The organism is Phocaeicola sp., from assembly GCF_048170425.1.
Classification (GTDB): domain Bacteria; phylum Bacteroidota; class Bacteroidia; order Bacteroidales; family Bacteroidaceae; genus Phocaeicola.
Map to the genome: position 1 here is coordinate 1 of NZ_DBEXBB010000027.1, position 6,762 is coordinate 6,762.

Sequence of the window (6,762 nt, forward strand, 5' to 3'; positions counted from 1 at the left end):
TTCTGAATTTATGATTAAAAACAGGAATAAGAGATGAAGTTAATTCGAACAATCAGTGAGCTTCGCGCCGAACTCGACGCTTTCCGTAAAGACGGAAAGGTTATCGGGCTGGTTCCGACGATGGGGGCTTTGCATGCGGGACACGCTTCGTTGGTGAAACGTGCTGTAGCTGAGAATGATGTAGTGGTGGTCAGTGATTTTGTGAACCCTACACAGTTTAACGACCAGAATGACCTTTTGAAATATCCGCGCACACTGGAGGCGGATTGTACTTTACTGGAAAAATGTGGAGCGACTTTGGTTTTTGCTCCTTCTGTAGAGGAGGTTTATCCAGAACCTGATACCCGCCAGTTCAGCTATGCGCCGCTGGATACGGTGATGGAGGGAAAATACCGTCCGGGGCATTTCAACGGGGTTTGTCAGATTGTCAGCAAATTATTCTTGATGGTAGAACCTGATCGTGCCTATTTCGGTGAAAAGGATTTCCAGCAGCTGGCCATTATTCGTGAGATGGTACGTAAGTATCCTTTTAATATTCAGATTGTGGGATGTCCGATTGTGCGTGAAGAAGACGGATTGGCATTGAGTAGCCGTAATGCACGTCTTACACCGGAACAGCGGAAAGAAGCCTTGCAGATTTCCAAGGCACTTTTTACGAGTGTAGACTTCAGCAAGTCACGGGTTCTGCTTGAAACCAAGCAGTTTGTAGAAGATTGTATCCGTCGTGCGCCGGGATTGGAATTGGAATATTTTGAGATTGTGGACGGCAATACACTTCAGCCCGTGAAGGCATGGGATGAAAGCAATTACATTGTAGGCTGTATCACGGTGTATTGCGGTGAGGTGCGTCTGATTGATAACATTAAATATAAAGGATAACGGATGATGATGATTGAAGTGTTGAAGTCGAAGCTTCATTGCGTAACGGTGACAGAAGCGAACCTGAACTATATGGGCAGCATTACGATTGATGAAGATTTGATGGATGCGGCCAACATGATTGCCGGTGAGAAGGTACAGATTGTAGACAATAATAACGGAGAACGTTTTGAAACCTATATCATTAAAGGTGAACGTGGCTCAGGTTGTATTTGTCTGAACGGAGCGGCAGCCCGCAAGGTACAGGTGGGCGATGTGGTGATTATCATGTCGTATGCCTTGATGGACTTTGAGGAAGCCAAGACTTTCAAGCCAACCGTGGTATTCCCGGATACGGCAACAAATTGTCTGTTGTAATTGAATTAGTTAAGTTGATGAAATAAATAAAGGGTGTCAGAGGGAGATGAGAAATCCCTTTCCGGCACCCTTTGTTTTTTGGATTTTCTAAACGTTTTTGGGTTTACGGAAAAACGCAAGTACGTTTTCACTAAAACGTCGAAACGTTTAAATCAAAACGTACTTGCGTTTTATATAAAACGTCGAAGCGTTTTCTTTCAAACGCAAAGGCATTTTGGGAGCGTCAAAAATTACACTTTTGGCACGTCCTGCAAGCTGTTTGCAATGTCTTCTTCTGTAAGTGAATAGTTGGTCAGGTTGCCCGACAGGTACTGGTCGTACGCACTCATGTCTATCAGTCCATGACCGGACAAGTTGAACAGAATCACTTTTTCTTCCCCCGTTTCCTTGCATTTCTCTGCTTCCTGAATGGTGGCGGCAATGGCATGGCAGGATTCCGGAGCCGGAATGATACCTTCTGCGCGGGCAAACAGGCAGCCGGCCTTGAAGGTGTCAAGCTGCTGCACGTCTACTGCTTCCATCAGGTTGTCCTTCAGCAGCTGCGAAACGATGACTCCTGCACCGTGATAGCGGAGACCTCCGGCATGGATGTTGGCAGGTGTAAAGTTGTGTCCCAGGGTAAACATCGGCAACAATGGGGTGTATCCGGCTTCATCACCGAAGTCATATTCAAATTTACCTCTGGTCAGTTTGGGGCAAGATGCCGGTTCGGCAGCAATATAACGGGTTTTCTTTCCTTCCAGAATGGTGTGACGCATGAACGGGAAACAGATTCCACCGAAGTTGGAACCTCCTCCGAAGCATCCGATAATCATGTCAGGATATTCTCCGGCCATTTCCATCTGTTTTTCAGCTTCCAGTCCGATGACAGTCTGGTGCAGGGTTACGTGGCTCAATACGGAGCCCAGTGTATACTTACAGTTCGGAGTAGTACGCGCCAGTTCGATAGCTTCCGAGATGGCCGTACCCAGTGAACCCTGATGGTTCGGATATTTGGTCAGGATATTTTTGCCGGCACGGGTTGACATGGAAGGAGAAGGAGTTACCTGTGCGCCGAAGGTCTGCATGATGCTGCGGCGGTAAGGTTTCTGTTCGTAGCTGATTTTTACCTGATATACGGCAGCTTCCAGCCCGAATACCTTGGCGGCATACGACAAGGCAGCGCCCCATTGTCCGGCACCCGTTTCGGTAGTGATGTTCGTCACACCTTCTTTCTTGCAGTAGTAAGCTTGTGCCAGTGCGGAGTTCAGCTTGTGTGAGCCGATAGGGCTGACACTTTCATTCTTGAAATAGATATGTGCCGGTGTGCCTAGTGCCTTTTCCAGTCCGTAAGCACGTACCAGCGGGGTACTGCGGTAGTATTTGTACATTTCCCTCACCTCTTCCGGAATTTCAATCCACGCATCAGTCTGGTTCAGTTCCTGATGGCAGAGTTCCTTGGCAAAGATAGGATAGAGGTCTTCCGGTTTCAGCGGTTCTTTGCTGGCCGGGTTCAGTGGAGGCATGGGCTTATTGACCATGTCGGCTTGAATGTTATACCAATATTTTGGTATTTCATCTTCAGGTAAGATGAATCTTTTCTGTCTATTACTCATAATTGCTTACTATTTTTAAGTTTTCGTCAAAAATATGGAAATAAATGATAACAAACAACTCATTTTGCTTTTTTCTTATCATTTGTATTCTTGAATTGGGGCTTCCGGTAGATTTCATGGCTTTTGTCATGTAAGTATATGGATTTTTCATACATTTGCGGAGATATTAATCTAGTATCAGCAATGGACTATTGGGAAAGACTTTATTTGTACAATAAGAAACTGCTTATGCCGCGTGTGAACCGGTTGCTCAATTGGGTGATGGTAATCAATTTTTTGTGCGGTGTTGTTTTCTTACTGACTATCGTATATGAGTACGGATTTAGAATCTCTGCTTCAGATTATGAAGTAGTGCATACGGTGTATCATACAATTTGGGTTGTTTTTCTGTTGACTACCACGATGCAGATTGTATTCCGGCAGGAAGATTCTCCGTTCAAGTTTACTCCGTGGACATGGATTCTCACCGTGTTGCTTTATCTCACTCTTTTGCCCGTGATTTTTAAGAGACCGGAGGAAACCACCGGAGTATATTGGGTATGGGTCTTTTTTCATCATGCATATTACAGAGGAGCGATTCTGGTATTGTTGTCTTTCTCACAGCTTTCGGGTATATTGGTACGTTTGTTGGGTAAGCGGACCAATCCTTCGTTGATTCTGGCCGGTAGTTTTCTGGTGTTTATTTTGCTGGGAACCGGATTGCTGATGCTGCCTCGTGCCACTTATCAGGGTATCTCGTTTATGGATGCTTTGTTTACAGCCACGAGTGCTACGTGTGTGACAGGACTTGTTACTGTAGATGTGTCTTCCACTTTCACGCTGGAGGGGCAGATACTTATTATTCTGCTGATTCAGATTGGCGGTCTTGGTGTGATGACACTGACCAGTTTCTTTGCCATGTTCTTTATGGGGAATACTTCGCTTTACAACCAGTTGATGGTGGGCGATATGATTAGTTCCAATTCCTTGAATTCGTTGTTGTCTACCTTGTTATATATATTAGGCTTTACATTGGCCATTGAAGGTATTGGGATGGCAATAATCTGGTTTAGTATTCACGGTACTTTGGGAATGACCTTTCAAGAAGAACTTTTCTTTTCGGCTTTCCATTCTATATCGGCTTTTTGTAATGCCGGTTTTTCTACTTTGCCGGGAGGAATGGGCAACCCGGCGGTCATGCAGGGGCACAATCTGCTCTACATTACCCTGGGAGTGCTGATTGCTTTGGGAGGAATCGGTTTTCCGATATTGGTTAATTTATATGAGACGATAGCTTATTATCTGGAAGCTATCAAGTGTTGGCTTTTGCGTCGTTCCAGAAGGTTTCGTAAGAAAGTACATTTATATAATCTGAATACGAAGATTGTATTGGTGTCCACGGTCCTGCTACTGGTGGGAGGCACATTGGCCATAGTGGTTTTGGAGTGGAACCATTCTTTTGCTGGAATGTCGGTGACCGATAAGTGGGTGCATGCTTTCTTTAATTCCTCTTGTCCGCGAACGGCTGGTTTCGCCAGTGTGGGACTGACTTCGCTGTCCTCTCAGACTTTGTTGCTCATGGTTGTGTTGATGATGATTGGTGGAGGTACGCAGTCTACGGCAGGTGGTGTAAAAGTCAATGTGTTTGCGGTGGTATTAATCAATTTATGGGCCGTAATACGTGGGGCAGACCGTGTGGCGATTTTGCGTCGTGAACTTTCGCATGACTCCATTCGTCGTTCGAATGCCGCATTGATTTTGTATTTGTTTATGGCCTTCGTGGCTATTTTCCTGCTTAGTATACTGGAGCCGGAAGCCGGATTGCTAGCTATTACTTTTGAATGTGTGTCAGCATTGAGTACTGTGGGCTCCAGTCTGGATTTGACGCCTACATTAGGCAATGACAGTAAGCTGCTGGTGATTCTGCTGATGTATATCGGACGTGTTGGTGCCTTTACTTTGCTGACCGGACTGGTTCGTCAGGAAAAGAAACGTAATTATAAATATCCGAGTGATAACATTATCATCAACTGATGTATGAAATATTTGATTATTGGTTTGGGACATTATGGCGGTACGCTGGCCACAGAACTGACTGCCATGGGACATGAAGTGGTAGGTGTAGACGGAAACGGGCTGCACGTAGACAGTGTAAAAGACTGTATGGCGGCTTCGTTTGTGCTGGATGCTACAGACGAAATGGCACTCTCGGTGCTTCCGTTGAAAAGTGTGGATGCGGTAATTGTGGCGATTGGCGACAATTTTGGCTCCTCCGTACGAATTGTGTCGTTGCTCAAGAAGCAGAAAGTGAAGCGTATTTATGCCCGTGCGGTTGACGAAGTGCACAAAGCTGTGCTGGAAGCTTTTTCTATCGACCGGATTCTGACGCCGGAGCAAGATGCGGCACGTTTGCTGGCACAACAACTGGAACTAGATGGTGGGGCAGAATTTTTTCAGGTGGATGAAAATACGTATGTGTTTAAATTGCAAATTCCAGAAAAACTGGTGGGCTATCACATTAATGAATTAAACCTGGAACAGGAATTCGGACTGAAAATCATTTCGTTGATTCGAGGAAAACAAGTACAGAATTTTCTGGGTATTTCTGTGTTCGAAAGGGGAGTGGCCAATACATTTCCTGAGGACTATGCACTTCAGAAAGGCGATGGACTGGTGTGCTATGGTTCTTATTCCAGTTTCATGCAATTTTGGAAATCAGTCCGCTAGTTCTTTCTAGCGGATGTTCCTTTTGTTCAGTGCCTGCTGGTAGCGGCGGGCATTGGCCTGATGTTCAGCAAAAGTAGTGGCAAAGTTATGTGTACCCGAGAAATCTTCTTTGGCGCACATGTAGAGGTAATTATGCTGTGCATGGTTCAGCACGCTTTCTATTCCCTGAATGGAAGCGATGCGGATAGGGCCGGGAGGAAGTCCGGCATGCTTGTAAGTGTTGTAAGGACTTTCTACCTCCAGGTGTTTGTGCAGAATGCGTCGCAGCCCGAATTCCTGCAGACTGAATTTGATGGTCGGATCGGCCTGGAGTGGCATTCCGGCTTGTAGCCGGTTCAGGTAGAGTTCTGCCACCATCGGCATCTCACTCTTGTTGGCCGTTTCCTCTTCCACGATAGAAGCCAGTGTACTGACTTCTACCGGAGTCAGTCCGCAGGCTTGAGCCTTGTTCTTTCGCTCCTGCGTCCAAAAACGTTCATATTCTTTTTTCATCCGGTGGATAAAGGCTTCCGCATCCGTATTCCAATAGGCTTCATACGTATTCGGGATAAACAGCGCAGGCATCGTTTCAATACTGAAACCTAATGAGGCACAGAAGGCACTGTCACCGACAAGTCGGGCAAACTCCGTAGAATCGGGCATGAGTTGACGGTCTAGCGAGCGTACCAGACGTGCCAGGGTCCGCACACTGGGTATAACTACTTTGACCGGAGTCTGATGTCCACTGCTCAGTCGGCGGAATAATGTCAGTGTATTGATGGACACATCGAAGCGATAGGCACCAGTATGAATTTGCTGGTCATATTTTTTGAGACGGGCCAGCATTTTGAATCCTTTCAGATGCGTGGCCTTCAAATCTTTTTGAAGTTTTACGTACACTGAGTCGGCAGTATCGTCCCCATCTATATAAATAAAGGTAGCTTTCTCTACGCGGAGAGGGTGATTGAACAGTAGGGAAACCGTGCTGATTACTCCTCCTAAAATTAGAATTGTGACAAGGGCACAAATAATGATTGTTTTTCTTGATTTCATCGAGCCTTAAATTTGGGTGTAAAAGTAGTAAGAAAACTTGATTTCTATGATAATGGAGGGTAGGAATCTGGAAAAGATAAATGTACATTGCATGTAATTTTATGTAGAATGTTCAAATCTCCTCCTGAAAAATGTCAAATGTACACCCATTGCATCAAAAATATTCCTATTTTTGTAAAGTTGTGAAATGAAA

Annotated in this window: 6 protein-coding genes; 4 read left to right on the forward strand and 2 right to left on the reverse strand. The window is 45.4% G+C overall.

Features of this window, described 5'->3' with window-relative positions:
• The first annotated feature begins 33 nt into the window (after positions 1 to 33).
• Positions 34 to 879: a pantoate--beta-alanine ligase gene (panC, locus tag ACMJ0U_RS01075; RefSeq protein ID WP_417127587.1), complete on the forward strand. Its 846-nt coding sequence runs from the start codon at positions 34 to 36 to the stop codon at positions 877 to 879.
• A gap of 6 nt (positions 880 to 885) precedes the next feature.
• Positions 886 to 1,236, forward strand: coding sequence for an aspartate 1-decarboxylase (panD, locus tag ACMJ0U_RS01080; RefSeq protein ID WP_417127597.1), 351 nt, complete (start codon positions 886 to 888; stop codon positions 1,234 to 1,236).
• Positions 1,237 to 1,466: 230 nt separating this feature from the next.
• Here the strand turns inward: panD and ACMJ0U_RS01085 are convergent, their stop codons facing one another.
• Entirely contained in the window at positions 1,467 to 2,831 is a 1,365-nt protein-coding gene (locus ACMJ0U_RS01085) for a TrpB-like pyridoxal phosphate-dependent enzyme (protein WP_417127589.1), read from the reverse strand.
• 183 nt (positions 2,832 to 3,014) lie between these two features.
• Here ACMJ0U_RS01085 and ACMJ0U_RS01090 point away from each other — a divergent pair, with 183 nt between their 5' ends.
• Both ACMJ0U_RS01090 and ACMJ0U_RS01095 read left to right on the forward strand, forming a co-directional pair.
• Complete coding sequence (locus ACMJ0U_RS01090; protein ID WP_417127591.1) at positions 3,015 to 4,844, forward strand: TrkH family potassium uptake protein; 1,830 nt, start codon at positions 3,015 to 3,017, stop codon at positions 4,842 to 4,844.
• A gap of 3 nt (positions 4,845 to 4,847) precedes the next feature.
• On the forward strand, positions 4,848 to 5,537 hold the full coding sequence (locus tag ACMJ0U_RS01095; protein ID WP_417127593.1) for a potassium channel family protein: 690 nt from the start codon (positions 4,848 to 4,850) through the stop codon (positions 5,535 to 5,537).
• 6 nt (positions 5,538 to 5,543) lie between these two features.
• On the opposite strand, the gene mltG is transcribed toward ACMJ0U_RS01095, so the two are convergent.
• Positions 5,544 to 6,569 (reverse strand): endolytic transglycosylase MltG, encoded by a 1,026-nt coding sequence (gene mltG, locus ACMJ0U_RS01100; RefSeq protein ID WP_417127595.1) that lies wholly within the window; start codon positions 6,567 to 6,569, stop codon positions 5,544 to 5,546.
• Between the last annotated feature and the right edge of the window lie 193 nt (positions 6,570 to 6,762).